Genomic DNA, 480 nt, shown 5'->3' with positions numbered 1-480 from the left:
GTGATTCCCGCCCGAATCTCTTTTATCACCCGGAGCGCCCGCGCCCCGTCCGACGTGAAGACCGCGCCCGCAAGCCCGTAGTCGGTATCGTTTGCCAGCGCGACGGCTTCCGCCTCCGTCTTAAACGTCTGCACCGTAAGGACCGGCCCGAAAATCTCTTCGCGCACGACGGTCATGCCGGGCGCGCAGTTGTCGAATATGGTCGGACGCACAAAAAAGCCTTTTGCGCATTCGCCCTCCGTGTATCGGCTGCCGCCGCAGACGAGCGTCGCGCCCTCTTTTTTGCCGGTTTCAATATAGCGCAGCACCCGTTCCATGTGCGCCTTCGACACGAGCGGACCCATATCAGGGTTATGCTCCGGGTTGCCGAGGCTCAGGGCGTTTGCGCGCTCGGCAAGCCGCTTCACGAAACGGTCGCGCAGGCTTTCTTCTATAAGAAGGCGCGAACCCGCCGAGCAGACTTCGCCCTGATTAAAGAAG

The 480-nt window shown here is 61.5% G+C and carries 1 protein-coding gene; it reads right to left on the bottom strand.

Annotated elements, in window-relative coordinates; all coding sequences use genetic code 11:
* Positions 1–480 (bottom strand): aldehyde dehydrogenase family protein (locus AWU74_RS08050; RefSeq protein WP_162505087.1); only part of this gene is annotated, 480 nt, incomplete at both ends.

The organism is Treponema endosymbiont of Eucomonympha sp. (genome assembly GCF_001028545.1).
The sequence above is the reverse complement of the archived record's forward strand: the minus strand, read 5'-3'. Positions and strand labels throughout refer to the sequence as shown.